This is a genomic window from Streptomyces sp. NPDC088706 (assembly GCF_044752765.1).
Lineage (GTDB): Bacteria > Actinomycetota > Actinomycetes > Streptomycetales > Streptomycetaceae > Streptomyces.
Map to the genome: position 1 here is coordinate 731,536 of NZ_JBIVLW010000001.1, position 24,837 is coordinate 756,372.

General features: G+C 71.8%; 24 protein-coding genes and 1 pseudogene. 8 read left to right on the top strand and 17 right to left on the bottom strand.

The annotated features are described in order from the left end of the window. The first annotated feature begins 204 nt into the window (after window positions 1–204). The 4 genes from ACIQAK_RS03395 to ACIQAK_RS03410 all read left to right on the top strand — a co-directional run bounded on the left by ACIQAK_RS03395 (window position 205) and on the right by ACIQAK_RS03410 (window position 3,432). Window positions 205–1,206: a metal ABC transporter substrate-binding protein gene (locus ACIQAK_RS03395; RefSeq protein ID WP_366388003.1), complete on the top strand. Its 1,002-nt coding sequence runs from the start codon at window positions 205–207 to the stop codon at window positions 1,204–1,206. A gap of 29 nt (window positions 1,207–1,235) precedes the next feature. Continuing rightward, window positions 1,236–2,033: a metal ABC transporter ATP-binding protein gene (locus tag ACIQAK_RS03400; protein WP_366388002.1), complete on the top strand. Its 798-nt coding sequence runs from the start codon at window positions 1,236–1,238 to the stop codon at window positions 2,031–2,033. Continuing rightward, the gene (locus ACIQAK_RS03405; protein WP_366388001.1) at window positions 2,033–2,932 is read left to right on the top strand and encodes a metal ABC transporter permease; all 900 of its coding nucleotides are present in this window, start codon (window positions 2,033–2,035) and stop codon (window positions 2,930–2,932) included. The genes ACIQAK_RS03400 and ACIQAK_RS03405 overlap by 1 nt, the downstream gene beginning before the upstream one ends. Window positions 2,933–2,997: 65 nt before the next feature. After that, complete coding sequence (locus ACIQAK_RS03410) at window positions 2,998–3,432, top strand: transcriptional repressor (RefSeq protein WP_366388000.1); 435 nt, start codon at window positions 2,998–3,000, stop codon at window positions 3,430–3,432. A 66-nt stretch (window positions 3,433–3,498) separates the two neighbouring features. Here the strand turns inward: ACIQAK_RS03410 and ACIQAK_RS03415 are convergent, their stop codons facing one another. The 4 genes from ACIQAK_RS03415 to leuA all read right to left on the bottom strand — a co-directional run bounded on the left by ACIQAK_RS03415 (window position 3,499) and on the right by leuA (window position 7,907). Then, entirely contained in the window at window positions 3,499–4,344 is an 846-nt protein-coding gene (locus ACIQAK_RS03415) for an isoprenyl transferase (RefSeq protein WP_366387999.1), read from the bottom strand. Window positions 4,345–4,406: 62 nt separating this feature from the next. Further along, entirely contained in the window at window positions 4,407–5,153 is a 747-nt protein-coding gene (gene recO, locus ACIQAK_RS03420; RefSeq protein WP_366387998.1) for a DNA repair protein RecO, read from the bottom strand. 59 nt (window positions 5,154–5,212) lie between these two features. Next, window positions 5,213–5,917 (bottom strand): TerB family tellurite resistance protein, encoded by a 705-nt coding sequence (locus ACIQAK_RS03425; RefSeq protein ID WP_366387997.1) that lies wholly within the window; start codon window positions 5,915–5,917, stop codon window positions 5,213–5,215. Between the two features lie 205 nt (window positions 5,918–6,122). Next, window positions 6,123–7,907, bottom strand: a complete 1,785-nt coding sequence (gene leuA, locus ACIQAK_RS03430) for a 2-isopropylmalate synthase (RefSeq protein WP_366387996.1) — start codon at window positions 7,905–7,907, stop codon at window positions 6,123–6,125. Between the two features lie 293 nt (window positions 7,908–8,200). Here leuA and ACIQAK_RS03435 point away from each other — a divergent pair, with 293 nt between their 5' ends. Next, on the top strand, window positions 8,201–9,277 hold the full coding sequence (locus tag ACIQAK_RS03435; protein WP_366387995.1) for a M4 family metallopeptidase: 1,077 nt from the start codon (window positions 8,201–8,203) through the stop codon (window positions 9,275–9,277). A 59-nt stretch (window positions 9,278–9,336) separates the two neighbouring features. After that, on the top strand, window positions 9,337–9,606 hold the full coding sequence (locus tag ACIQAK_RS03440) for a protealysin inhibitor emfourin (protein ID WP_366387994.1): 270 nt from the start codon (window positions 9,337–9,339) through the stop codon (window positions 9,604–9,606). A 19-nt stretch (window positions 9,607–9,625) separates the two neighbouring features. Here ACIQAK_RS03440 and era read toward each other — a convergent pair whose 3' ends face one another. The 3 genes and pseudogenes from era to ACIQAK_RS03455 form a co-directional block, all read right to left on the bottom strand. After that, on the bottom strand, window positions 9,626–10,600 hold the full coding sequence (era, locus tag ACIQAK_RS03445; RefSeq protein WP_366387993.1) for a GTPase Era: 975 nt from the start codon (window positions 10,598–10,600) through the stop codon (window positions 9,626–9,628). 133 nt (window positions 10,601–10,733) lie between these two features. Continuing rightward, window positions 10,734–11,087 carry a cytidine deaminase gene (locus ACIQAK_RS03450; RefSeq protein ID WP_366387992.1) on the bottom strand — a complete coding sequence of 118 codons (354 nt, stop codon included), beginning with the start codon at window positions 11,085–11,087 and terminating at the stop codon, window positions 10,734–10,736. 38 nt (window positions 11,088–11,125) lie between these two features. After that, window positions 11,126–11,951: pseudogene (locus ACIQAK_RS03455) on the bottom strand (helix-turn-helix transcriptional regulator). Between the two features lie 183 nt (window positions 11,952–12,134). On the opposite strand from ACIQAK_RS03455, the gene ACIQAK_RS03460 reads away from it, so the two are divergent. Continuing rightward, window positions 12,135–13,571 (top strand): MFS transporter, encoded by a 1,437-nt coding sequence (locus tag ACIQAK_RS03460; RefSeq protein ID WP_366387991.1) that lies wholly within the window; start codon window positions 12,135–12,137, stop codon window positions 13,569–13,571. 100 nt (window positions 13,572–13,671) lie between these two features. Here the strand turns inward: ACIQAK_RS03460 and ACIQAK_RS03465 are convergent, their stop codons facing one another. From ACIQAK_RS03465 to ACIQAK_RS03485, 5 genes are all read right to left on the bottom strand, one after another. Continuing rightward, the gene (locus tag ACIQAK_RS03465) at window positions 13,672–14,028 is read right to left on the bottom strand and encodes an MmcQ/YjbR family DNA-binding protein (protein WP_366387990.1); all 357 of its coding nucleotides are present in this window, start codon (window positions 14,026–14,028) and stop codon (window positions 13,672–13,674) included. Further along, complete coding sequence (locus tag ACIQAK_RS03470) at window positions 14,025–15,320, bottom strand: hemolysin family protein (RefSeq protein ID WP_366387989.1); 1,296 nt, start codon at window positions 15,318–15,320, stop codon at window positions 14,025–14,027. The genes ACIQAK_RS03465 and ACIQAK_RS03470 overlap by 4 nt, the downstream gene beginning before the upstream one ends. Continuing rightward, a complete protein-coding gene (gene ybeY / locus ACIQAK_RS03475) occupies window positions 15,317–15,814 on the bottom strand; it encodes an rRNA maturation RNase YbeY (RefSeq protein ID WP_366387988.1) in 498 nt (165 codons plus the stop codon). Before ybeY ends, ACIQAK_RS03470 begins: the two co-directional genes overlap by 4 nt. Before the next feature lie 12 nt (window positions 15,815–15,826). Next, the gene (locus ACIQAK_RS03480) at window positions 15,827–16,891 is read right to left on the bottom strand and encodes a PhoH family protein (protein WP_366387987.1); all 1,065 of its coding nucleotides are present in this window, start codon (window positions 16,889–16,891) and stop codon (window positions 15,827–15,829) included. 141 nt (window positions 16,892–17,032) lie between these two features. Beyond that, a complete protein-coding gene (locus ACIQAK_RS03485; RefSeq protein WP_366387986.1) occupies window positions 17,033–18,163 on the bottom strand; it encodes a PfkB family carbohydrate kinase in 1,131 nt (376 codons plus the stop codon). A gap of 409 nt (window positions 18,164–18,572) precedes the next feature. On the opposite strand from ACIQAK_RS03485, the gene ACIQAK_RS03490 reads away from it, so the two are divergent. Next, window positions 18,573–19,934 carry an MFS transporter gene (locus tag ACIQAK_RS03490; RefSeq protein ID WP_366387985.1) on the top strand — a complete coding sequence of 454 codons (1,362 nt, stop codon included), beginning with the start codon at window positions 18,573–18,575 and terminating at the stop codon, window positions 19,932–19,934. Here the strand turns inward: ACIQAK_RS03490 and ACIQAK_RS03495 are convergent. From ACIQAK_RS03495 to ACIQAK_RS03515, 5 genes are all read right to left on the bottom strand, one after another. Further along, a complete protein-coding gene (locus tag ACIQAK_RS03495) occupies window positions 19,898–20,890 on the bottom strand; it encodes an adenosine deaminase (protein WP_366387984.1) in 993 nt (330 codons plus the stop codon). The two genes, ACIQAK_RS03490 and ACIQAK_RS03495, sit on opposite strands and share 37 nt — an antisense overlap. A 50-nt stretch (window positions 20,891–20,940) precedes the next feature. Next, window positions 20,941–21,852, bottom strand: a complete 912-nt coding sequence (locus ACIQAK_RS03500; RefSeq protein WP_366387983.1) for a ribonuclease Z — start codon at window positions 21,850–21,852, stop codon at window positions 20,941–20,943. Window positions 21,853–21,878: 26 nt separating this feature from the next. Further along, window positions 21,879–22,238: a histidine triad nucleotide-binding protein gene (locus ACIQAK_RS03505; protein ID WP_366387982.1), complete on the bottom strand. Its 360-nt coding sequence runs from the start codon at window positions 22,236–22,238 to the stop codon at window positions 21,879–21,881. A 155-nt stretch (window positions 22,239–22,393) separates the two neighbouring features. Beyond that, window positions 22,394–23,458, bottom strand: coding sequence for a tetratricopeptide repeat protein (locus ACIQAK_RS03510; RefSeq protein WP_366387981.1), 1,065 nt, complete (start codon window positions 23,456–23,458; stop codon window positions 22,394–22,396). Next, window positions 23,455–24,837 (bottom strand): ATP-binding protein, encoded by a 1,383-nt coding sequence (locus ACIQAK_RS03515; protein WP_366387980.1) that lies wholly within the window; start codon window positions 24,835–24,837, stop codon window positions 23,455–23,457. Before ACIQAK_RS03515 ends, ACIQAK_RS03510 begins: the two co-directional genes overlap by 4 nt.

The window sequence follows — 24,837 nt, forward strand, 5'->3', positions numbered from 1 at the left end:
TGGGGAAAGGTGCGGCGCGAAGCGCCTCGGTGGGGGGTGGTGATCGGGAGACGGGCGGGCGAATGACTCAGATTACCGGCGGGCGCACCCCCAGGATCAAATCGATGGGGGCGCGGGGGGTTCCCCCGCTGCCGCTATGTGACCTTCCGGGCATCTCATCAGCCTTGTTGACAATCGTTTCCACTTTTGTTGAAAATGACTGTCATGAACGTACGCCGCCTCATACCCACCACCGCCCTCGCCGGAGCAGTCGTCCTCGGTCTGACCGCTCTCCCGGCCTGCTCCACCTCCGACGCAGCGGACGGGGACGGCGGCGACAAGCTCAAGGTGACCGCGTCGTTCTACCCGATGCAGTTCCTGGCCGAGCGGATCGGCGGCGAGCATGTCGCCGTCACCAGCCTCACCGAGCCGGGCGTCGAGCCGCACGACCTGGAGCTCACCCCCCGCCAGATCGGCTCCATCAGCGAGTCCGACCACGTGCTGTACCTCAAGGGCGTCCAGCCCGCCGTGGACGACGCGATCGCGCAGTCCGGGGTGCAGAACACCGTCGACGCCGCGACCCTCACCACCCTGGAGAACCACGGCTCCGAGGTCAGCGGCCACGGCCACGGCCAGGAGGGCGAGGAGGAGCACGGCCACGAGGAGCACGCGGAGGGCGACGGCCACAACCACGGCGAGGAAGGCGGCGCCGACCCGCACATCTGGCTGGACCCGGTGAAGTACGCCGAGGTCGCCAAGGGGGTCGGCAAGTCCCTGGAGAAGGCCGACCCCGACCACGCCGCCGACTACCGGAAGAACACCGAGGCCCTGGTCGGCGAGCTGGACGAGCTGAACACGGCGTACGAGACCGGGCTGCGGAACACCGCCACCAAGACCTTCATCACCACCCACTCCGCCTTCGGCTACCTCGCCGAGCGCTACGGACTCACCCAGCAGGGCATCGCGGGCATCGACCCCGAGGCCGAGCCGAGCCCCGCACGCATTCAGGAGATCCACACCGTCGCGGAGAAGGAGAAGGCCACCACGGTCTTCTTCGAGACGCTCGCCAGCGACAGGACGGCGAAGACCCTGGCGCAGGACACCGGGCTGAAGACCGGCGTCCTGGACCCGCTGGAGGGAATCACCGAGAAGTCCCGGGGCGCTGACTACATCGAGGTCATGGAGTCCAACCTCACCGCGCTGCAGAAGGCGCTCGGCACGAAGTGATCCGCACCACATTCCGATCGGAGGCGCTCATGCCGGAGCGTGAGAGCACCACCCGCGAGCCCGTGGCCGCCGAGCCCGTGGTCCGCCTGCGCGGCGCCACGGCCACCCTCGGCGCGCGCCCCGTGCTGCGCGGGGTGGACCTCACCGTGCACCGCGGCGAGGTCGTCGCCCTGCTGGGCGCCAACGGCTCCGGCAAGTCCACCGCCGTACGGTCCGCCATCGGCCAGGTCCCGCTGACCGGCGGCTCCGTCGAGCTGTTCGGCACCGAGCTGCGCCGCTTCCGCCAGTGGGGCCGGATCGGTTACGTGCCCCAGCGCACCACGGCCGCCGGCGGTGTCCCCGCCACGATCCGCGAGGTCGTCGCCTCCGGCCGGCTGGCCCGTACCGGGCTGCGGTGGCCCGGGAAGGCGGACCGGAGAGCCGTGGACCGGGCCATCGAGCTGGTGGGCCTGGCCGATCGCGCCAAGGACTCCGTGAGCGCTCTGTCGGGCGGCCAGCACCAGCGGGTCCTGATCGCCCGCGCCCTGGCCGCCGAGCCGGAGCTGCTGATCATGGACGAGCCGATGGCCGGGGTGGACCTGGCCAGCCAGGAGATCCTGGCGGCGACCCTGCGCGAGCAGGTGGCCCTGACCACCTCGGTGCTCCTGGTGCTGCACGAGCTGGGCCCGCTGGAGCCGCTGATCGACCGGGCCGTGGTCCTGCGCGACGGCTGCGTCACGCACGACGGGCCGCCGCCCGAGGCGCTCGGCCAGCACGCCCTGCCCGGCCACGACCACGTACACCCCCACGCGGCCGCCGAGCCCGTACGGACGGGACTGCTGACCTGATGCTGCTCGAATTCCTCACCCCTCCCTTCATGCAGCGGGCGCTCATCGCGGCCGTGCTGGTCGGCATCACCGCGCCCGCCATCGGCATCTACCTGGTGCAGCGCCGGCAGGCCCTGATGGGCGACGGCATCGGGCACATCGCGATGACCGGCGTCGGCCTCGGCTTCCTGCTCTCCACCAGCCCCGTCTGGATGGCCACCGCCGTCGCGGTGGCCGGTGCGGTCGTCATGGAGCTGATCCGCTGGTACGGGCACACACGCGGCGACCTCGCCCTGGCGATGCTCTTCTACGGGGGCATGGCGGGCGGCGTCATGCTGATCAACCTGTCCGACACCGGCTCCAACGCCAACCTGACCTCGTACCTCTTCGGCTCGCTCTCCACCGTCTCCGAGTCCGACGTCATCGCGATCTGCGTGCTGGCCGCCTTCGTGGTGCTGGTCACCGTGGGATTGCGGCGGCAGCTGTTCGCGGTCAGTCAGGACGAGGAGTTCGCCCGGGTCACCGGGCTGCCGGTGCGGGTGCTGAACCTGCTGATCGCGGTGGTGGCCGCCGTGACGGTGACCGTCGCGATGCGGGTCGTGGGGCTGCTGCTGGTCAGCGCGCTGATGGTGGTGCCGGTGGCGGCCGCGCAGCAGATCACCAGGTCCTTCAAGGTGACCTTCGTGCTCTCCGTGGTGATCGGTACCGCCGTGACCCTGGCCGGCACCGTGACCTCGTACTACCAGGACGTTCCGCCGGGCGCGACGATCGTGCTGCTGGCCATCGCGGTGTTCGTCGCGCTGACCGCGCTCGCCGCTCCGCTCGCCAGGCGCCGGGCCCGGGCGAGCGCGGCGAAGGGGGCGGAGTGCACCCTGGAGGTACCGGCGGCCCGCCGGTCCCCGGGTGACGTGCACGTCTGAGTGCGGCGCCCGGGCGGGCTGGCACAATGGCCCGACACATGTACGGGCGACACGAGGAGGCACCTGTGGCCACGGCGCCGATCAGTGGCACGAACGCAGCGCCGGTACGCGGCCGGTCCACCCGGCAGCGGGCGGCGGTGGCGGCGGCCCTCGACGAGGTCGACGAGTTCCGCAGCGCCCAGGAGCTGCACGACGTCCTCAAGCACCGCGGCGACTCCGTGGGCCTGACCACGGTCTACCGGACCCTTCAGTCCCTCGCCGACGCGGGCGAGGTCGACGTCCTGCGCACCACCGAGGGCGAGGCCGTCTACCGGCGGTGCTCGACCGGTGACCATCACCACCACCTGGTCTGCCGGCTCTGCGGCAAGGCGGTGGAGGTCGAGGGTCCCGCCGTCGAACAGTGGGCCGAGACGATCGCCGCCCAGCACGGCTATGTGAACGTCGCGCACACCGTCGAGATCTTCGGCACCTGTGTGGAGTGCGCCGAGACCAAGGCGTAGGCGAGCAGACACACGGAAAGAGGGCCCGGTATGCCTACCGGGCCCTCTTTCACGTCATCCTTTACGTCACTTCTTGGCGGCCTCGGCGGCCTCGGCGGCCTTCGCGGCCTCCACCGCCTCCGCCCCGCCGAAGCGGCGGTCGCGCTGGGCGTACTCCAGGCAGGCCCGCCACAGGTCCCGACGGTCGAATTCCGGCCACAGAACGTCCTGGAAGACCATCTCGGCGTAGGCGCTCTGCCAGATCAGGTAGTTCGAGGTGCGCTGCTCGCCGCTGGGCCGCACGAAGAGGTCCACGTCCGGCATGTCCGGGTAGTAGATGTATTTCTGGAACGTCTTCTCGTTCACCTTGGACGGGTCGAGCTTCCCGGCCGCCACGTCCTGCGCGATGCGCTGCGCGGCGTCCGCGATCTCGGCGCGGCCGCCGTAGTTGACGCAGAAGTACAGCGTCATCGCGTCGTTGTCCTTGGTCTGCTCCTGGGCCACCTGGAGCTCCTGGACGACGGACTTCCACAGCTTGGGCATCCGGCCCACCCAGCGGATGCGGATGCCGAGCTCGTCCATCTCGTCACGGCGGCGGCGGATCACATCGCGGTTGAAGTTCATCAGGAACTTCACCTCGTCCGGCGAGCGCTTCCAGTTCTCCGTGGAGAAGGCGTAGAGCGAGAGGTTCTTGACGCCCATCTCGATGCACCCCTTGAGAACGTCCATGACGACGCCCTCACCGACCTTGTGGCCCTCGGTGCGCGGCAGACCCCGCTCCTTGGCCCACCGGCCGTTGCCGTCCATCACGACGGCGACGTGCTGGGGCACCAGCTCGCCGGGGATCCTCGGCGGTGTCGCGCCCGAGGGGTGCGGCTCGGGGGTCTTGTACGTGCGCCGGTTACGGCCGCCGAGGATCCCGCGTACTGCCATGAGCTTCTCAGTCTCCCTGTGTCACTTCTCCACGCGCCGCGTCGTCTGCCCGACGCACCGCGTCACTTCTCGACGTACCGCAGCGAGCGCAGGCCGCGCTCCAGATGCCAGTGCAGATACGCGGACACCAGCCCGCTCCCCTCCCTGACATGACGCGCCTCGCACGCGTCCGCCGTCGCCCAGTCGCCGCTGAGCAGCGCGCTCAGCAGCCCCAGGGCCTGTGCCGAGGGTACGACGCTGCCGGGGACCCGGCAGTCACCGCATATGACGCCCCCCGCCGCGACGGAGAAGAACCGGTTCGGACCCGGCATTCCGCACCTGGCGCAGTCCTCGAAGCTCGGCGCGTACCCGTTCACCGCGAGCGAGCGCAGCAGGAAGGCGTCCAGGATCAGGTGGGGGGCGTGCTCGCCCCGGGCGAGGGTGCGCAGGCCGCCGACGAGGAGCAGGTACTGCTGGACGGCCGGTTCGCCCTCGTGGTCGGTGAACCGCTCGGCGGTCTCCAGCATCGCGGTGCCGGCCGTGTACCGGGCGTAGTCGGCGACGATCCCGCCGCCGTACGGGGCGATCGTCTCGCTCTGGGTGCACAGCGGCAGGCCGCGGCCGACCAGCTCGCTGCCCCGGGCGAAGAACTGCACGTCGACGTGGGAGAAGGGCTCCAGGCGGGCGCCGAACTTGGACTTGGTGCGGCGCACCCCCCGGGCGACGGCGCGGACCCGGCCGTGGCCGCGGGTCAGGATCGTGATGATCCGGTCGGCCTCGCCCAGTTTCTGCGTACGCAGTACGACGCCATCGTCCCGGAACAAGCTCATGGGCCCATTGTCGCCCACACCCGGACGCCTGTACGCCTCCAGGAGGTCCTATGGGCCCTCTAGGAGGGCGTGCGCGCGGCGGCGGCCAGCAGGCGGGCGGTGTCGTCGGCGGGGAGCTTCAGGGCGCCGCCCACCGTGGTGAGGACCTCGCGCTCGGCCGGGCTGTAGGGGCCGTCGGCGAGCGCGATCCGGGCGCCCTGGAGGAGGACCGACTCGCGGCCCCCGGTGGCCAGGTGCGGGGCGAGCGGGGCCAGCACCTCGTGCAGCTCGATGGCGAGGGTCGGGCCGCACGCCTCGGCCGCCGGGCCGGACCCGGAGCCGTACCCGGTGTCGGCGGCGAGCACCTCCACCACGGTGTACAGCTGCTCCTGGGTGCAGTCGTCGAGCCCGGCGTCGCGGACGACCCCGACCGCGGTGTCCAGGACCGTACGGGAGGTGGTCCCGCCGGCCGCGAGGACGGCCAGGGTGACGGTGTGGACGGCCTCCCGGAGCATCGAGGAGAACCGGGTGGTGGTGGGGTGGTCCAGGGCGTCAGGGGCGAAGCGGGCGCGGCAGGCGGTGCACTCCACGACGGGCCCGGTCTCGCCCCGGCGGGCCAGCGGGATGCCGAGGACGGTGAGGCGGCGGCGGCCGGTGAGGCGGCGGTAGTTGCGGTCGCCTCCGCAGCCGGAGCAGAAGAAGGCGCCGTCGCCGACGGCGTCCCAGACCGTGCGGATGCCGCAGAGGACCGGCCTCAGAGCGCGTTGTCCTTTGGCTGACCGCACGTCGCACACCTCCGTAACGCTCCGGCAACACTGCCGTGTGTTGGACGTGATGTTAGCCACATGCGCGAGGCGGCGTCAGTATCCCGGAGGTCACAACCCTCGGATATGGCCGAACCCCGACCGCCCGGAGCGGGCGGTCGGGGTTCGCGGGCAGGTCCCGTACGGGGTCAAAGCGGACGTCCGTACGCGAGGGCGTCCGGCCGGGTCAGCGGGAGGCGCGGTTGACCGCGGAGACGACCGCCTTCAGCGAGGCGCGGGTGGTGTTGGCGTCGATGCCGATGCCCCACAGCACCTTGCCGTCGATCGCGCACTCGATGTACGAGGCGGCCTGGGCGCTGGCGCCCTCGCTCATCGTGTGCTCGGTGTAGTCCAGCAGCCGGGCGTCGATGCCGATGGCCTGCAGCGCGTCGAAGAACGCGGAGATCGGGCCGTTGCCCGTGCCGGTCAGCACGGTGTCGGTGCCGTCCACGGTGGCCTCGACGGTCAGGGTGTCCTGGCCGTCGGTGTCGGTCGTGGTCTGGCCGGAGCGGATCTGGACGCGACCCCAACGAGCCGCGGCGTCCTTGGGGTTGGGCAGGTACTCGTCCTGGAAGGTGGACCAGATCTGCTGCGGGGTGACCTCGCCGCCCTCGGCGTCGGTCTTGGCCTGAATGATCCGGGAGAACTCGATCTGCATCCGGCGCGGCAGGTCCAGCTTGTGGTCGTTCTTCAGGACGTAGGCGATACCGCCCTTGCCGGACTGCGAGTTGACCCGGATGACCGCCTCGTAGGAGCGGCCGACGTCCTTCGGGTCGATCGGCAGGTACGGCACGGCCCACTCGATGTCGTCGACCGTCCTGCCCTGGGCGGCCGCGTCGGCCTCCATGGCGTCGAAGCCCTTCTTGATGGCGTCCTGGTGGGAGCCGGAGAAGGCGGTGTAGACGAGATCGCCCGCGTAGGGGTGGCGCGGGTGGATCTCCATCTGGTTGCAGTACTCGCTGGTGCGGCGGACCTCGTCGATCTGCGAGAAGTCGATCTGCGGGTCCACGCCCTGCGAGAACAGGTTCATGCCCAGGGTGACCAGGTCGACGTTGCCGGTGCGCTCGCCCTGCCCGAACAGGCAGCCCTCGATGCGGTCGGCGCCGGCCATGACGGCCAGCTCGGCGGCGGCGACGGCGGTGCCCCGGTCGTTGTGCGGGTGGACCGACAGGCAGACGAACTCACGACGGGTCAGGTTGCGCGACATCCACTCGAAGCGGTCCGCGTGGGTGGAGGGGGTGGAGCGCTCCACGGTGGCGGGCAGGTTCAGGATGATCTCGCGGCCCTCCTCGGGCTGCCAGACGTCACAGACCGCCTCGCAGACCTCCAGGGCGAAGTCCAGCTCGGTGTCGGTGAAGATCTCCGGGCTGTACTGGTAGCCGAAGGTCGTCTCGGGGCCCAGGATCTTCTCGGCGTACTCCATCACCAGCCGCGTACCGTCCACCGCGATCTGCTTGACCTGCTCCTTCGAGCCCCGGAAGACCACGCGGCGGAAGGTGGGGGCGGTGGCGTTGTACAGGTGGACGGTGGCCCGGCGGGCGCCGGCCAGCGACTCCACGGTCCGCTCGATCAGCTCCTCGCGGGCCTGCGTCAGGACGGAGATCGTCACGTCCTCGGGGATCGCGCCCTCTTCGATGATGGAGCGGACGAAGGCGAAGTCGGTCTCGCCGGAGGACGGGAAGCCGACCTCGATCTCCTTGTAGCCCATGCGTACGAGCAGGTCGAACATCTCGCGCTTGCGGGCCGGGGACATCGGGTCGATCAGCGCCTGGTTGCCGTCGCGCAGGTCGGTGGACAGCCAGCGGGGCGCCGCGGTGATCCGGTTGTCGGGCCAGGTGCGGCCGGCGATGTCCACGGCCTCGTAACCGCGGTACTTGTGGACCGGCATCCCGGACGGCTTCTGCAGCTGCGTCGCGTTGGTGATCGGCGTGGGGCGGCCGACAGCGTTACCGGCGGGGTTCACGGTGGTCATGACGTAGGGCTCCTGGGGGTCCGACATGGGGTCGGCCGACGGTGTCGCTGCACCACCACACTCCGCGGGGAGGGGGTCGGCCTACGACTACAGGCCCTCGCCGCGGCAGCTAAGCAGAAGCAGCCCGAAACGCATGATGCGACGAGCGTAGCCGAGGGCGGCCCGGGGTGTCGGTCCGTATCAGTATGCGGGACCGGGCATCGATGAGGGGAAAACGGTGACTCATCACTCCATTTCGTCAATCATCGTCGCAACCAGTGACAGCGCGGTGACGGAGTGCCACAGTTGTCTCCATGCACCCTCGAACCGATGAGGACGGGCGCCACCCCGTCTTCTGCACCATCGTGCCGCCCCACCTCCTCGACAAGCTGTCCCACTCCGGTGACCCCCGGCTGGCCGGTCCGGCCCGCCGCACCCTGGAGGCCGACGGCCTCCGCCGCGCCCGCCGCCGGCTGACGGCCCTGGCCGCGACGCCCGCCGCCCCCACCGCGGGCGCGGTCCCCACCAGGCCCCACCGCACCCTGTACGACTGCGAGAACGGCACCTCCCTGCCGGGCACCCAGGTCCGCGACGAGGGCGACAAGCCCACCTCGGACGCCAGCGTCAACCGCGCGTACGCCGGACTCGGCGCCACCTTCGAACTGCTGCTCTCCGCCTACGGGCGCAGCTCGATCGACGGCAAGGGCCTGCCCCTCGTCGGCTCCGTGCACTACGGCCACGAGTACAACAACGCGTTCTTCGACGGCGAGCAGATGGTCTTCGGGGACGGGGACGGGGAGATCTTCCTCGACTTCACCTACGCCATCGACGTCATCGCCCACGAACTGGCCCACGGCCTGACCCAGTACACCGCCAACCTGCGCTACGAGGGCCAGTCGGGCGCGCTCAACGAGTCCGTCTCCGACGTCTTCGGCTCGCTGGTCAAGCAGTACTCACTCGGCCAGAGCGCGGAGCAGGCCGACTGGCTGATCGGCGCGGGGCTGCTGGCGCCCCGGGTCACCGGCGACGCCCTGCGCTCGATGAAGGCCCCCGGCACGGCGTACGACGACGATGTGCTCGGCAAGGACCCGCAGCCCGCGTCGATGGAGGAGTACGTCGAGACGGAGGAGGACAACGGCGGGGTCCACATCAACTCCGGCATCCCCAACCGCGCCTTCCACCTGCTGGCCACCGCGCTGGGCGGCAACGCCTGGGAGCGGGCCGGACAGATCTGGTTCGACGTGCTGACCGGCGGCGAGCTGTCGGCCACCGCCGACTTCGCCGAGTTCGCCCGGCTGACGGTCGCGGCGGCCGGCGCCCGCTTCGGGGAGCGCGGCGAGAGGGAGGCGGTCCTGAAGGCCTGGTCCGAGGTGGGCGTACCCACCGTGTAGCAGGGCAGGCTCACGAGGCATCCTTGAGCGTTCGACCGGCCCCGGCCAGATGGGACCCCATGCGTATTCAGGTCACCCGTACCGGCGGCTTCGCCGGCATCTCCCGCCAGCACGAGGTCGACACCGAGGAGCGGGAGGACGCCGCCGAGTGGGAGTCGCTCGTCGAGGAACTCCTCGCCTCCACCCCGGACGCACCACCGCCGTCCGGTGTGCCGGACGGATTCCGGTACGCGATCACGGTCGGCGACCGCACCGTGTACTGCGCTGACCCCGATCTGACCGGGGCCCAGCGCACGCTGGTCTCACGTGTCCTCAAGGAGGGCGCGTGAGACCGGCCCCCGGGCTCTGCTAGAAGCCCAGCTTCCGCAGCTGCTTCGGATCGCGCTGCCAGTCCTTGGCGACCTTCACATGCAGGTCGAGGAAGACGGGTGTGCCGAGCAGCGCCTCGATGTGCTTGCGCGACTTGGTGCCGACCTCCTTCAGCCGCTTGCCCTTCGGGCCGATGATGATGCCCTTCTGGCTGGGGCGCTCGATGTAGACGTTGGCGTGGATGTCCAGCAGCGGCTTGTCCGCCGGACGGTCCGTGCGCGGCAGCATCTCCTCGACCACGACGGCGATGGAGTGCGGCAGCTCGTCGCGTACGCCCTCCAGCGCGGCCTCGCGGATCAGCTCCGCGACCATGACCATCTCCGGCTCGTCGGTGAGGTCGCCCTCCGGGTAGAGCGGCGGGCTCTCGGGGAGCAGCGGGGCGATGAGATCGGCCAGCAGGCTCACCTGCTGGTCCTTGACCGCCGACACCGGAATGATCTCGGCCCACTCGAAGCCGAGCTCCTCGGCGAGCGCGGAGACCGCGAGGAGCTGTTCGGCCAGCGCCTTCGACTCGACCAGGTCGGTCTTGGTGATGATGGCGATCTTGGGGGTCTTCCTGATCCCCGCGAGCTCCTTGACGATGTACTTGTCGCCCGGACCGAGCTTCTGGTCGGCGGGCAGGCAGAAGCCGATGACGTCGACCTCGGCCCAGGTGGTGCGCACCACGTCGTTCAGCCGCTCGCCGAGGAGCGTGCGCGGCTTGTGGAGGCCGGGGGTGTCGACCAGGATCAGCTGCGCGTCGTCACGGTGCACGATGCCGCGCACGGTGTGCCGGGTGGTCTGGGGGCGGTTGGAGGTGATCGCCACCTTCTGACCGACCAGAGCGTTCGTCAGGGTGGACTTGCCCGCGTTGGGGCGGCCCACGAAGCAGGCGAAGCCGGCCCGGTGGGGGGCGTCGTTCTCCGCCCGCTGGGCAGCGGCTTCTTGGTTCGGTCGAGCGCTCATGGCGACCATTCTCCCCGATCGCGGCGGCGCTCCCGTACAGCGGTCCGCCCGGACGCGCCGGAAGGCCGGAGCGGGAGTGCCGCCGGAGGGCCGGGCCGGGTCGCGCGGGAGGGCCACCGGGAGGAGCGGGCCCGGGCGGCCGTCAGCCCGCTGTGACCCGCAGCCGCAGGGTGCCGTCCGGGCCGGCGAGCAGCACCGGGGTCTGCGGGCCGCCCAGGTCGCGTACGGCGGCGCGGTCCTCGTCGGCGGGGGTATCGGCGCTGGAGACCACGGCCGCGGCCTCCAGCGAGGTGGCGCCGCTGGCGACCGCCATGGCCACGGCGGTCCGCAGGGCGCTCAGCTTCAGCGACTCCAGCGCCACGGTGCCCGCCACATACGTACGTCCCGTCTCGTCCCGCACGGCGGCGCCCTCGGCCACACCGTTGCGGGCGCGAGCGCTGCGCGCCAGGGTGACGATCTTGCGGTCCTCGGCGTCGAGGTCGGTGGTGTCGGTCATGGCACGAGCATACGAAGCGCCCGGCCGCGCGGGTCCACTCACCCCGGCACCGGGTACATCGAGCCGCGGCGGCCCTCGGGCGAAACCAGCCACTGGAGCCTGGCCTCGGTCCCGGTGTCCGGCAGCGGGGTGTGCAGCACGATCGCCAGGTCCGGGCGGGCGGGCACCCGCAGCTGGGTGGCCTCCAGGGCCAGCCGGCCGGCCAGCGGGTGCTCGACCTCCTTGCGGTTCTGCCCGGCGGGGGCGATGTCGCGCCGCTCCCACAGCTCGGCGAAGTGCGCACTGGCCGCCTTCGCCTCCTCGACGACGGCCCGGAAGCCGTCGTCGTCCGGGCACTCCGAGCAGGCCGCCCGGTACTGGGCCACCACCTGCGGGGCGAGCGCCGCCCAGCTCCGCCCGGTCCGCGCGCGGTAGACGGGGTCGGCGAAGAAGTCGATCAGGCAGTTCTGCCGGATGTCGGGGCGCATCCCGAGGATCGCGGCGGCCCGCGTCGTTGTACAGGACGGTGTTCCAGTACCGGTCCATGATGTGGGCCGGGTACGGCATCCACGCGTCGATCAGCCGGACCAGCCCCTCGCACATGTCGGCGTGCGCCGGGTCGACCTCCGGCGGGGGCGCGTTCAGCCCGGCCAGGACGTACAGGTGGCGGCGCTCGGCGCTGCTGAGCCGCAGGACGCGGGCGACGGCGTCCAGCACCTGCGGCGAGACGGTGATGTCGCGGCCCTGCTCCAGCCACTGGTACCAGGAGACGCCGACGCCCGCGAGGACGGCGACCTCCTCCCGGCGCAGGCCGGGCGTACGCCGGCGGGCGCCGCCGTCCGGGAGACCGGCGTCGGCCGGGGTGACGCGGGCCCGCCGGCTCATCAGGAACTCGCGCAGTTCGGCGAGGCGGTGGGCTTTCGCCTCGTCCGTCCTCTGCCGGGCCGGTGCGGCCACGTACTCCCCCTGGTGTCGTGGTGCGCCCGGTGGTCCCCCGTGCCTGGTGGTGCGGGCAACAGGATAAGTTCCCGCTCCCCACGGACATTCCGGCCGCCGCAGGGTGGGCCCATGGCGATCGAAACCCCTGGAACCCCTGCTCCCCCGCTCTCCCCGGCCCCTCCCGTACCGTCCCCGGCCTCTCCCGCGCCGCCCCCGCCCCGGCTCTCCGGACGGGCCCGGCTCGTGCTCTTCGTGCTGTGCGCCGCCCAGTTCATGGTGGCCCTCGACTTCTCCGTACTGAATGTGGCCCTGCCCGTCCTGGGCAAGGACCTGGGGCTCTCCACCTCGGGGCTCCAGTGGGCGGTGACCGCGTTCGCGCTGCCGTCGGGCGGCTTCCTGCTGCTGTTCGGGAGGATCGCCGACCTGTACGGGCGGCGCCGGCTGTTCCTCGCCGGACTCGCCCTCTTCGGCGCCTCCTCGCTCCTGGCGACCCTGGCGTGGGACCCGGCCTCCTTCCTCGCCGGGCGGGTCCTCCAGGGCCTCGGGGCGGCGGTGATCGTGCCGACCGGGATGTCCCTGCTGACCACCACGTTCCCGGAGGGCCCCCTGCGGGACCGGGCGCTCGGGATCAGCGGGACCCTGCTCTCGCTCGGCTTCACGGTGGGCATGGTGGCGGGCGGCGTGCTGACCGGCACGCTGGGCTGGCGCTCCACGATGGGCCTGCTGACCGTGGCCTCGGCGGTGGTGCTGGTGCTGGCCCCGAAGGTGCTGGAGGAGTCGCGTACGCCGGACCGTCCCCGGCTCGACGTACCGGGCGCGGTCGCCGTCACCGGCGGGCTGCTGGCGCTGATCCACGCCCTGACCACGGCGGCGGAGCACGGCTTCGGGGGCGCGGACGTGCTGGTCACCCTGGTCCTGGGCATCGGCCTGCTGGCCGCGTTCGTGGTCGTGGAGTCCCGGGCGGCGGCCCCGCTGGTCTCGCTGCCGATGCTGCGGCGGCGGACGGTGGCGCTCGGCAATCTGGGCGGGCTCGTCACCTTCTCGATGATGAGCACCGTCGTCTTCGTCCTGACGCTCTACCTCCAGGAGGTCCTGGGCCTCTCCCCGTTCGCCACCGGGCTCGTCTTCGGCGTGCAGGGCGTGCTGTCGGTGGTGGCGGGGATGTACGCGCCGAAGCTGATCGGCAGGATCGGCGCGCGCCGGACCCTGGTGGTGTCGCTGCTCGGCCAGGGGCTGTTCATCGGCGCGCTGTTGGGGCTCGGTACCGGGTCGGGGGTCTGGCTGGCGACGGCGGCGGTGTCGCTGGCGAGCATGTGCCACCTCGGCGCGATCATCGCGTACGGCCTGATCGTGACGTCCGGCGTCCCGAACGAGGAGCAGGGGCTCGCGACCGGCCTGGTCACCACCACCCAGCAGGTGGGAATCACGATCGGCATCCCGCTGCTGGGGGTGCTGGCGACGACACAGGGCGGGCTGTTCGACGGCGTACGGACGGTGGTGGCGATCGCGGCGGCCGTCCTGCTGGCGGCGGGCGCGGCGGTGGCGGTGGGGCTGCGGCGCGGCTGAGCTCACGCCGGTAGGCGGACGGGCCACGCCCGTACGCCGGTCCGTGGACGGGCCCGCTCCCCACGGGGGAGGAGCGAGCCCGTCCACGTACGCGTGCGTGCTACGTGCGGTCCAGCCGCAGCCGCTGCGCCTTCGGGAGTCCGGCGACCACCAGGTCGTAGGAGTCCTCGATCAGCTCGCGCAGCAGCTTGTCCGGGACGCCGGAGACGGTCACCGTGTTCCAGTGGCGCTTGTTCATGTGCCAGCCGGGCACGACGGCCGCCGGGTGCTCCTCGCGGAGGCGGACCGCCTCGTCCGGGTCGCACTTGAGGTTGACCGTCAGCGGCCTGGCGTCCAGCGCGGCGAGGGCGAACACCTTGCCGAGCACCTTGAAGACCGAGGTCTCCGGGCCGAACGGGAACTCCTCCACGCTCGCGTTGAACTCCAGGCAGAAGGCGCGCAGTCGCTCGGGCGTCATACCGTCTCCGTCTCCGCTTCCTTCTCCTCGGGCTCCACCAGCACCGTGACGATCTTGTTCCGGCGGCCGGCCGGGGACTCGGCGGTGAGCCGGAGCCTGCGGCTGTCGGGCAGCTCGACGACGGCCGAGGCCCCGGCGATCGGGACCCGGCCGAGCGCCTTGGCGAGCAGCCCGCCGACGGTCTCCACGTCCTCGTCGTCGTACTCGTCGAGCCCGAAGAGGTCGCCCAGATCGCCGATGTCGAGCCGCGCGGTCACCCGGTAGCAGCCGTTCTCCAGCTCCTGGACGGGCGGCAGCTCGCGGTCGTACTCGTCGGTGATCTCGCCGACGATCTCCTCCAGGATGTCCTCGATCGTGACGATGCCGGCCGTGCCGCCGTACTCGTCGATGACGACGGCGACATGGCTGCGGTCCCGCTGCATCTCGCGCAGCAGGTCCCCGGCGTTCTTGGTGTCGGGGACGAACGCGGCGGGGCGCATCGCGGTGGAGACCGGGTCGGCCTCGGACTCGCGGTTGATGTGGGTCTTGCGGACCAGGTCCTTGAGGTAGACCATCCCGACGATGTCGTCCTCGTTCTCGCCGGTGACGGGGATCCGGGAGAAACCGGAGCGCAGGGCGAGGGTGAGGGCCTGACGGATCGTCTTGTAGCGCTCGATGGAGACCAGGTCGGTGCGGGGCACCATCACCTCGCGCACCAGGGTGTCGCCCAGCTCGAAGACCGAGTGCACCATGCGGCGCTCGTCGTCCTCGATCAGCGACTCCGCCTCGGCGAGGTCGACCATGGCGCGCAGCTCGGCCTCGCTGGCGAACGGGCCCTTGCGGAACCCCTTACCGGGGGTCAGCGCGTTGCCGATGAGGATCAGCAGCTGCGGGATCGGGCCCATGATCCGGGCCAGCGGCAGCAGCACGTACGCCGAGGCCGTCGCCGTGTTCAGCGGGTGCTGGCGGCCGATGGTGCGCGGGGAGACCCCGATGGCGACATAGCTGACGAGGACCATCACGCCCATCGCCACGGCGAGCGCCTCCCAGGTCTCGGGGAACCTCTGCAGGCAGGCGTAGGTGACGAGCACCCCGGCCGACATCTCGCAGGCGACCCGCACCAGCAGGGCGACGTTGAGATAGCGCACCGGGTCGGCGGCGACCTGCGCCAGCTTCGCGCTGCCGCGCCGGCCGGCCCGGACCGCCTCGTCCGCCCGGAAGCTCGACGTACGGGCGATGCCCGCCTCGGCGCAGGCGGCCAGCCAGCCGACGACGACCAGCAGGACGGCGCCGGTGATCAGGGGCGCGATCACGAGACGGTGGGGGCGGGGGACGCGCCGGTGAGCCCGTGCTCACCGCGCCAGCCGTCCACGATGGCGGCCTGGAGTCCGAACATCTCGGCCTTCTCGTCCGGTTCCTCGTGGTCGTACCCCAGCAGGTGCAGCACCCCGTGGACGGTCAGGAGCTGGAGCTCCTCGTCCATGGAGTGCTGCGTCGGCGCCTCTTCGCCCTGCTTCCGCGCGACCTCCGGGCAGAGCACGATGTCACCGAGGAGACCCTGCGGGGGCTCGTCGTCGTCCTTGGCCGGCGGACGGAGCTCGTCCATCGGGAAGGACATGACGTCGGTCGGACCGGGGAGGTCCATCCACTGGATGTGCAGCTGCTCCATGGCGTCGGTGTCCACCACGATCACCGAGAGCTCGGACAGCGGGTGGATCCGCATCCGGGCCAGTGCGTAGCGGGCGATGTCGAGGATCGCCTGCTCGTCGACCTCGGTTCCGGACTCGTTGTTGACATCGATCGACATGGTGTCCTGCGGCTACTTCCCTTGACGCCGGTCGCGTCGGCCGTCTTCCCGGCCGTCCGCCTGACCGTCTCGTTGACCGTTTCGGCTGTCGTACTTCTCGTACGCGTCGACGATACGGCCGACGAGCTTGTGCCGGACGACATCCTGGGAGGTGAGGCGGGAGAAGTGCACGTCGTCCAGGCCCTCCAGGATCTCCTGGACCTGCCGCAGCCCGCTCTTGGTGCCGCTCGGCAGGTCGACCTGGGTGACGTCACCGGTGATGACGATCTTGGAGTCGAAGCCGAGGCGGGTGAGGAACATCTTCATCTGCTCGGCGCTGGTGTTCTGCGCCTCGTCGAGGATGATGAAGGCGTCGTTGAGCGTGCGACCACGCATGTACGCCAGGGGCGCCACCTCGATCGTGCCCGCCGCCATCAGGCGCGGGATCGAATCGGGGTCGAGCATGTCGTGCAGGGCGTCGTAGAGCGGGCGCAGATACGGGTCGATCTTGTCGAAGAGCGTGCCCGGCAGGAAGCCGAGTCGCTCCCCCGCCTCGACGGCGGGGCGGGTCAGGATGATGCGGCTGACCTGCTTGGCCTGGAGCGCCTGGACCGCCTTGGCCATGGCCAGGTAGGTCTTGCCGGTGCCCGCCGGGCCGATCCCGAAGACGATCGTGTGCTCGTCGATCGCGTCGACGTACCGCTTCTGGTTGAGCGTCTTGGGGCGGATGGTGCGGCCGCGGTTGGAGAGGATGTTCTGGGTGAGCACCTCGGCGGGGGTCTCGCCCTGGGGGTCTCCCTCGCCGGTGCCGGCCGCCCTGAGCATGGCGATCGACCGTTCCACTGCGTCCTCCGTCATCGGCGCTCCGGTGCGGAGCACGAGCATCATCTCGTCGAACAGGCGCTGGATGAGGGCGACGTCGGCCGCCCCGCCCGTGGCGCTGATCTCGTTGCCCCGGACATGGATGTCGGCCGCCGGGAAAGCCTCTTCGATCACGCGCAACAGCGAGTCACCCGATCCCAGGAGCATCACCATGGGGTGTGCGGCCGGGATCCTGATCTGGGCACGCGCCTGCGGCTGTGTGGGTGTCTGAGTCATGGGCCGGCCCTCGGGCCTGCGCATACCTCCCGTTGCAGGGTTCTCGCTGCTCGACAACCTCTGGATTACCAAGCCTACGACCTGACAGTGACAACACCGAGAGGTTTTACCGGCGGCGCCGTGGGGCGTCCCCGGGCCGGCTCACTGACGGAAGCCGATCGTGGGGACCGCGCGCCGCAGCGGCCAGGCACGGGCGGTGGTGGGGAGCAGCTCCTCCAGGAACGCGTACCGCTCCAGCGCGGTGGGGTCCTGGCTCTCGCAGGTGCGGATCCGCTGCCACCAGGCGGCGATCTCGGCCCAGCCGGGTGCGGAGAGCGAGCCGCCGAACTCCTGGACCGAGAGGGCGGCGGTCAGCCCGGCGAAGGCGAGGCGGTCGGCGAGCGGCCAGTCGGCGAGGGTGCCGGTGACGAATCCGGCCACGAAGACGTCCCCGGCGCCGGTCGGGTCGAGGGTTTCCACCTCGATCGCGGGCACCTGGGCGCTGTCGCCGGTGCGTCCGTCGACGGCGTACGCTCCCTCGGCGCCGAGGGTGACCACGGCGAGCGGGACGCGTTCGGCGAGCGCGTGGGCGGCGGCGCGCGGGCAGTCGGTGCGGGTGTAGCGCATCGCCTCCTCGGCGTTGGGCAGGAACGCCTCGCAGTGCGTCAGGCCGGGCAGGGCGTCCAGGTCCCAGCGGCCGGTCTCGTCCCAGCCGACGTCGGCGAAGATCAGCGCGCCGTGCCGGACGGCGGTGGCCACCCAGGGTTCGCTGCGGCCGGGGACGAGGGAGGCGATGGCGGCGCGGGCGCGCGGCGGGCACTGCGGGAAGACCGGGTTCGGGGCGGCGGCGGGGGCCGCCTGCCCCGGGACGGCGGTGGCGGCGGGCGCCGGGGCCTCGTGGCCGTGCGAGACCATCGTGCGCTCCCCCTCGTACGCCATGGAGACGGTCACCGGGGAATGCCAGCCGGGGACGGTGTGCGACATCGACAGGTCGATGCCCTCGCCCTGTTCGAGGGCGTCCCAGCAGTACTCCCCGTAGTGGTCGTCGCCGAAGGCCGCGGCGAGGGAGGTGTGCAGGCCGAGCCGGGCGAGCGCGGTGGCCATGTTGGCGACGCCGCCGGGGCTGGAGCCCATCCCCCGGGCCCAGGACTCGGTGCCGCGCACGGGGGCGCTGTCCAGGCCGGTGAAGATGATGTCGAGGAAGACCGTGCCCGTCAGGAAGACGTCGCAGGCGGGGTCCTGCGGGGCGCGCAGCGCCAGCAGCGGGTCGATACCTGGAGTGTCAGTGCTCACCGTGCGCTCCCCGGCCGTGCGGCAGTCTGGACAGTGTGAGATCCGGCCAGTCTGCCTGATGGGGGCGCGGGGGCGGAGTCTCGTCGCCGATCCGGCAGAGGCCGACAGGACCATCCTGACCTGCATAAACAGGCGTTGCTACCCGGCTTCTGAGCGCATAAACGCATAAGTGACCCAGATCACGGCGGGGCGACTTTCGGGCGGCGGGGAGCACTTGATACAAATTGCCCCGCGAGCACCTTCGGGGACGTCGTCCGACGAGAGCCGCACTTCCCCGTAGCTCCGCGTATCTCGCCGTACCTCCTCGCATTCCCGCCACCCCCGCTTGCTTCGCGCTGCCCTTCTCGGGCGCGCCCGCTTCATCTCCCCCCCTCCCCCTGCCTGCTCAGGCATGTCTTCAGGAACGCCCATGTCCCCGCGCCCCCGCGCCGCGTGGCCCCTGGTCGCCGTGTTCACCGCCGGTTACCTCGCCTCCTATCTGCTTCCCACCATCGTCGGCCGCCTCAGCGTCCATCTCGGGCTGACGCCCGCTCAGGCGGGCCTGGTCGGCAGTGCGCTGCTGCTGAGTTCGGCGAGTGCCGGCTTCACCCTGGCGGGCCGGGTCGAGCGGTACGGGTCCCGCACCCCGGCCCGTGTCGGTCTGGTGCTGGCCGCCGTGGGGTACGGGTCCGCGGCCCTGGCCGGGTCCGTGCCGCTGGTGGTGCTCTCCGTGGTGGTCGGCGGCTTCGGGTCGGGGGCGGCGACGGCGGTCGCCGCGGCCGGGATCGCCGCGCAGCGCGACCCGCACCGCACGTCCTCGCTCGGACTGCTCAGCGTCTCCGCCACCGCGGGCGCGCTCTACCTGACGATCCCGCACCTCGGCGGCGGCCACCGGCTGCCGTTCGCCGCGATCGCCCTGGTCGCCCTGTTCGTCTGGCCCGCGACCGCCCGGCTCGGGGGCCCGAGCACGGCGGAGGGGTCCACCGCGCAGATCACCGGGCGGCTGCCGCACCGCCGCTCCGGTCTCGTCCTGGCGGGCGGCATGCTCGTCTGGTCCATGGCGCAGAACGCGCTGTGGGGTGTCAGCAGCCGTATCGGCGTGGTCCAGGCGGGCCTCACCGAGGTCACCGTCGGCGCGGTGTTCGCCGCCGCCCTCGGCGCGGGTCTGCTGGGCGTCATGGGCGCCGGGGTGCTCGGCGCGCGGCTGGGCCGGGCGGTGCCGATCGGGCTGGGGACCGTGGTCATCGCGGGAAGCATCGTGGTCAGTTCCTCGGCCCGGGACCTGGGGTCGTTCGCGGGGGGCGAGATCCTGTGGAACACCGTCTACCCGGTGGTCCTCTCCTACCTGATCGGCCTGGCCGCCTCCCTGGACGTACGGGGCCGCTGGGCGGTCCTGGCGGGCTCTGCCTCGTCGGTGGGCGTGGCCTGCGGCCCGCTTCTGGGCAGCGTGCTCTCGGAGGAGGCCGGCTACCCGGTGATGGGGCTGATCCTGGGTGCGGCGACCCTGCTGGTCGCCGCGCCGGTGACCGCCGTGGCGCTGCACACCGGTGGCCGCCCGCTGGTGTCCGGTTCGGTCCGCCGCCGTGGCGGCGCCCCGGCCGCCCTGCTGGCCGCCACCACGGGCAGCCTGTCCGGTGCCGTGCCGAAGCTCGGTTCACCGGAGCAGGCCGTCACCGAGCTCCGCGTACCGGGTCTGCGGCGCAGGCGGCTGGTGCGCAGCGCGATCCGGGCGGCCGGTCCGGACGGCGGGCCCGGTCAGTCGAACGCGTACGCCTCGACCTCGGACAGGTAGCGCGCCCGGCGCTCCTCGTCGTGGTCGAGGAATGCCGCCTCGAAGGAGTTGCGGGCCAGGGTGCGCAGCTGCTCGGGGTCCAGGGCGAGGGCGTCCCGTACGGCGTCGAAGTTGTCCCCGGCGTACCCGCCGAAGTAGGCGGGGTCGTCGGAGTTCACCGTGCACACAAGACCCGCGGCCAGCATCTGCGGCAGCGGGTGGTCCTTCAGCGTGTCGACCGTGCGCAGCCGTACGTTGGACAGCGGGCAGAGCGTCAGCGGCACGCGGTCCACGACCAGCCGTGCCACCAGCGCCCGGTCCTCCAGGCAGCGCAGCCCGTGGTCGATCCGCTCGACGCCGAGGACGTCCAGCGCCTGGCTGATGTACTCCGGCGGCCCCTCCTCCCCCGCGTGGGCCACCTTGCGCAGCCCGAGGGCGGTGGCCGCCTCGTACACCTCGCGGAACTTGGCGGGCGGGTGACCGGCCTCGGCGGAGTCCAGGCCGACGGCGCTGATCCGGTGCAGGTAGGGGCGGGCCGCCTCCAGGGTGCCGAGGGCGGCTTCGGCGGAGAGGTCGCGCAGGAAGCACAGGATGAGCTGGGTGGAGATGCCGTGGGTCTCCTCGCTGCGCTCCAGCGCCCGGCTCAGCCCCTCGATGACCGTGCCGATCGGGATGCCGCGGGCGGTGTGGGCCTGCGGGTCGAAGAAGATCTCGGCGTGCCGGACGCCTTGGGCTGCGGCGCGGGCCAGATAGGCGTCGGCGAGTTCGGTGAAGTCCGCTTCGGTGCGCAGCACGGCCATCAGCGCGTAGTACAGGTCCAGGAAGGACTGCAGGTCGTCGAAGTGGTAGGCGCTGCGCAGCTCGTCGGTCGAGGCGTACGGCAGGGCCACCCCGTTGCGTTCCGCGAGGGCGAAGGCCAGTTCGGGTTCGAGGGTGCCTTCGATGTGGAGGTGGAGTTCTGCCTTGGGGAGGTGCACGGTGTCTCACAAACGGTGGTGCTGGTGGGGGGGTGGTCGAACAGGTGGGTTCAGTGGTGCCGGGTGGGGAGCGGGACCCGGATCAGGTCCTGGGCGACGGTGAGCTCGCCGTCGAACCCGGCGGCGCGGGCCTGGGCCTCGAAGAGTTCGGGGTCGCTGTAGCGCTGTGAGAAGTGGGTCAGCACCAGGTGGCGTACGCCTGATTCCTTCGCCACCCGGGCGGCCTGCCCGGCGGTCAGGTGGCCGTGGTCGGTGGCCAGCTTCTCGTCCTCGTCGAGGAAGGTCGACTCGATGACGAGCATGTCGCACGCCTCGGCGAGCGCGTACACCCCGTCGCAGAGCCGGGTGTCCATGACGAACGCGAACCGCTGCCCGCGCCGGTGCTCGGAGACCTGCTCCAGGGTCACATCGCCCAGGGTGCCCGCACGCTGGAGGCGGCCGACGTCCGGTCCGGCGATGCCGTGCTCCTTGAGGAGGGCGGGCAGCATGCGACGGGTGTCGGGCTCGGTGAGGCGGTAGCCGTAGGACTCCACGGGGTGCGAGAGCCGGTGGCTGTCCAGGGTGTACGCGGGGGTGGTGGCGAGGGGTCCGCCGGCTCCGGCGACCGGGGCCTCGGTCAGCTCGACGGTCTCGCGGTAGGCGGTGGCGTACCGCAGCCGGTCGAAGAAGCGCTGCCCGCTCGCCGGGTAGTGGGCGGTGACGGGGTGCGGCACCTGGTCCAGGTTGATCCGCTGGATCACCCCGGCGAGGCCGAGGGAGTGGTCGCCGTGGAAGTGGGTGACGCAGATCCGGTCGATGTCGTGTGCGGCGACCCCGGCCCGCAGCATCTGGCGCTGGGTGCCCTCGCCGGGGTCGAAGAGGATGCCCTGGCCGTCCCAGCGCAGCAGATAGCCGTTGTGGTTGCGGTGCCGGGTGGGGACCTGGCTGGCGGTGCCGAGCACCACCAGCTCGCGTACGGACATGGGGAGGAGCTCCTACGGGGCGGGCGCTATCCGGGGGGCCACTGGAGGCCTCGGCCGCCCAGGACGTGGGCGTGCGCGTGGAAGACGGTCTGGCCGGCGCCGGAGCCCGTGTTGAGGATGATCCGGTAGCCGGTGGCGTCCACCTTCTCGTCGGCGGCGACCGCTCCGGCCTCGCGCAGCACGTCGGCGGCGATCTGCGGTTCGGCGGCGGCCAGCGAGGCGGCGTCCGGGTAGTGGACCTTGGGGATGACCAGGACGTGGGTCGGGGCCTGCGGGTTGATGTCGCGGAAGGCGACGGTGGTCTCGCTCTCCCGGACGATGGTCGCCGGGATGTCTCCCGAGACGATCTTGCAGAACAGGCAGTCGGTCTGCGGCTCTCCCGCCATGGCCGGGCCTCCTCGTTCGCTGGTGATCGGTTCGCTTGGCTGAAGATCGGTACACGGGCATGCTATCGGGGCCTCGCCACGACGGTGGTGCGGACGGGCGGCACGGGTCAGCGGCGGACGGGCGGCACGGGTCAGCGGCGGACGGGCGGCACGAATCAGCGCTTGCGCGGGCGGTCGAACCAGATCGTCAGGAGCACCGGCAGGAGACCGGTCCAGAACAGCACCTGCGGTATGCCGCGTTCGCTCCACGGGACCAGCGCGATCACCACGGCGATCAGCGTCCCCCAGACCGCCTGGGCCAGCACCAGGCGCGCCCAGAACATCCGCCGCAGCAGGGACTGGAGGGTGAGCCGGACGCCTCGGCGGAGGTTGCGGTAGCGCAGCAGCGCGCCGAGGCCCCAGCCCAGCGCCATCAGGAACAGCGCGTAGAGGCGCATGCCGAGCGGCTGCGGCAGCTCCTTGGGCGTCTCGCCCTCGGTGGGGAAGAGGTCGACGAAGACGCCCGCGATGCAGAGGCTGAGTACCGCGAGCCAGCGGGTGCCGCGCAGCATCCGGTAGACCGTCAGATCCAGCCTGGCGCGCAGGGATGTGGAGTCGGGGGCGGCGGCGAGGGCGTCCGCGTACGCCGCCGCCTTGGCCGGGAGGCGGACGCCGGGGTCGGCGCCCTGCATGCCGGCGAGCTCCTCCAGCGCCCAGGCGTCCTCCGGGTCCAGTCGCAGGGCCTGGCGCACGGCGAACTCGGCGGCGTCGGCCCGGCCCGCGAAGAGCGCCACCTTCCACAGCGCGTAGTGCGCCTCGCGGTACTCGGAGTTGAGCCGGACGGCCTGCTCGGCCGCCGCGAGCGACTCGGGTAGCCGCTCCGGCCAGGCCATGAGCGCCTCGGACAGGGCGACATGGGCCAGCGACGACTCCGGGCCCAGCCGGACGGACTCCTGGGCGGCGGCGAGCGCTTCGTCCCGGCGTCCCGTGCGCCGCAGCCCGTACGTCCGCACGGCCAGCGCGTCCCAGTCGTCGGGGGCGATGCGCAGCGCCTCGGCGGTCGTACGGATCACCTCGTCGTACTCCCGCAGGGCGAGGTGGCAGCGGGCGAGCTGGACCCAGGCCGCGCTGTCCTCGGTGTCCTCCGCGAGCCGGCGGGCCAGCAGCTCCTTGGCCTCGTCATGACGGTCCAGCGCGTGGAGCGCCGCGGCCTGCTCGGTGAGTGGGTGCTGAGTCGTCACAGGCGGCGCTTCTTCTTGAGGTAGGCGAGCAGATCGTCGTAGGAGCCGCCGTCGTTGGCGAACATGGCGACGTTGCGGGCGGTGGCGAACCAGGGTTCGGTGGAGGGCCGTACCGCCTTCGCGGCGGCCAGCAGGTCCTTCATGTTGATCATCCGGACCGTGCCGGTGCGGGCGGAGTCGAGGAGGGCCGTCTCGGCGGCGGACTCGCAGACGTGGGCGAGGTCGGCGCCGGAGAAGTCCTCGGTGACCTTGACGAGCTTGCCGACGTCGACGGATTCGATGGGACGGTCGCGCAGGTGGTAGCGGAGGATCGTCTCCCGCGCGGCGGCGTCGGGCGGCAGCACGAGCAGGGTGCGGTCCAGGCGGCCGGGGCGGCGCAGCGCGATGTCCACGTCCCAGGGGACGTTGGTGGCGGCGAGGACGAAGACGCCCTCGTTGGCACCGTCGACGCCGTCGAGTTCGGTGAGGAGCTGGTTGACGGTGTTGCGCATGCCGCTGGTGGCCGTACGGCTGCGCTTGGCGCCGAGGGCGTCCAGCTCGTCGAGGAACACCACGCACGGGGCCATCCGGCGGGCGGTCTCGAAGACCTCGTGCATGTTGCGCTCGGAGTTGCCGATCCACATGTCGAGGACGTCGTTGACCGAGACGGAGAGGAAACGGGCGCCCAGCTCACCGGCGACGGCGCGGGCGATGAACGTCTTGCCGCAGCCGGGCGGGCCGTAGAGGAGGAGCCCGCCACGCAGGCTCTTGCCGTAGAGCTTGCGCAGTTCGGGGTTGCGCATGGGGGCCAGGAAGGCCGCTTCGAGGCGCTCCTTGACCTCGTACATTCCGCCGACGTCGGCGAGGCGCAGCGCGGGCGCTTCGGCCTCCCACGCCACGGCGTCCCCGGGGTCGCCGCCGCCGTCCACGGGCAGCGCCTCGGGGGTGGTGCCGGGGGGCGGCACCGCGGCCGGCGGCTGCGGCGGACCGGGCGGCGCGGAGGAGACGAAGCGCGGCGGGACCACGTCCCTGATCTCGTCCTCGGCGGACCGCCAGTCGAACCCGCCCGCCGGGGACGGGGCTTCGGCCGGAGCGGGGGCCGTGGGGACGGTGGCCTGCTGCGGCAGTCCCGTCGTCCGCATCTCGCCGACCTGCTGCGGCGGCCCCACCGCCCGCATCTCGGTGGCCTGCCGCGGCAGCCCCATCGCGCGCATCATCAGCTCCCGTGCCGCCTCGTCCCCCGGTGCGTGCTGGAGCGCCACCGCGGCCTGGGCCACGGCGGCTTCGGCCAGGCCCACGCCGAGCAGCAGCTCTGCCAGGTGCAGTCGCAGGGGCACGTCCGAGGGCGCCGCGTCGACAGCGGTGCGCAGGCTCATGATCAGAGGCGACTCGTTGGACAT

Coding starts and splice junctions, on each gene's coding strand:
- ACIQAK_RS03395 (WP_366388003.1), top strand. CDS start 205: ATGAACGTACGCCGCCTCATACCCACCACCGCCCTCGCCGGAGCAGTC.
- ACIQAK_RS03400 (WP_366388002.1), top strand. CDS start 1,236: ATGCCGGAGCGTGAGAGCACCACCCGCGAGCCCGTGGCCGCCGAGCCC.
- ACIQAK_RS03405 (WP_366388001.1), top strand. CDS start 2,033: ATGCTGCTCGAATTCCTCACCCCTCCCTTCATGCAGCGGGCGCTCATC.
- ACIQAK_RS03415 (WP_366387999.1), bottom strand. CDS start 4,344: ATGGCAGTACGCGGGATCCTCGGCGGCCGTAACCGGCGCACGTACAAG.
- recO (WP_366387998.1), bottom strand. CDS start 5,153: ATGAGCTTGTTCCGGGACGATGGCGTCGTACTGCGTACGCAGAAACTG.
- leuA (WP_366387996.1), bottom strand. CDS start 7,907: ATGACCACCGTGAACCCCGCCGGTAACGCTGTCGGCCGCCCCACGCCG.
- ACIQAK_RS03435 (WP_366387995.1), top strand. CDS start 8,201: ATGCACCCTCGAACCGATGAGGACGGGCGCCACCCCGTCTTCTGCACC.
- ACIQAK_RS03440 (WP_366387994.1), top strand. CDS start 9,337: ATGCGTATTCAGGTCACCCGTACCGGCGGCTTCGCCGGCATCTCCCGC.
- era (WP_366387993.1), bottom strand. CDS start 10,600: ATGGTCGCCATGAGCGCTCGACCGAACCAAGAAGCCGCTGCCCAGCGG.
- ACIQAK_RS03450 (WP_366387992.1), bottom strand. CDS start 11,087: ATGACCGACACCACCGACCTCGACGCCGAGGACCGCAAGATCGTCACC.
- ACIQAK_RS03460 (WP_366387991.1), top strand. CDS start 12,135: ATGGCGATCGAAACCCCTGGAACCCCTGCTCCCCCGCTCTCCCCGGCC.
- ACIQAK_RS03465 (WP_366387990.1), bottom strand. CDS start 14,028: ATGACGCCCGAGCGACTGCGCGCCTTCTGCCTGGAGTTCAACGCGAGC.
- ybeY (WP_366387988.1), bottom strand. CDS start 15,814: ATGTCGATCGATGTCAACAACGAGTCCGGAACCGAGGTCGACGAGCAG.
- ACIQAK_RS03480 (WP_366387987.1), bottom strand. CDS start 16,891: ATGACTCAGACACCCACACAGCCGCAGGCGCGTGCCCAGATCAGGATC.
- ACIQAK_RS03490 (WP_366387985.1), top strand. CDS start 18,573: ATGTCCCCGCGCCCCCGCGCCGCGTGGCCCCTGGTCGCCGTGTTCACC.
- ACIQAK_RS03500 (WP_366387983.1), bottom strand. CDS start 21,852: ATGTCCGTACGCGAGCTGGTGGTGCTCGGCACCGCCAGCCAGGTCCCC.
- ACIQAK_RS03505 (WP_366387982.1), bottom strand. CDS start 22,238: ATGGCGGGAGAGCCGCAGACCGACTGCCTGTTCTGCAAGATCGTCTCG.
- ACIQAK_RS03515 (WP_366387980.1), bottom strand. CDS start 24,837: ATGTCCAACGAGTCGCCTCTGATCATGAGCCTGCGCACCGCTGTCGAC.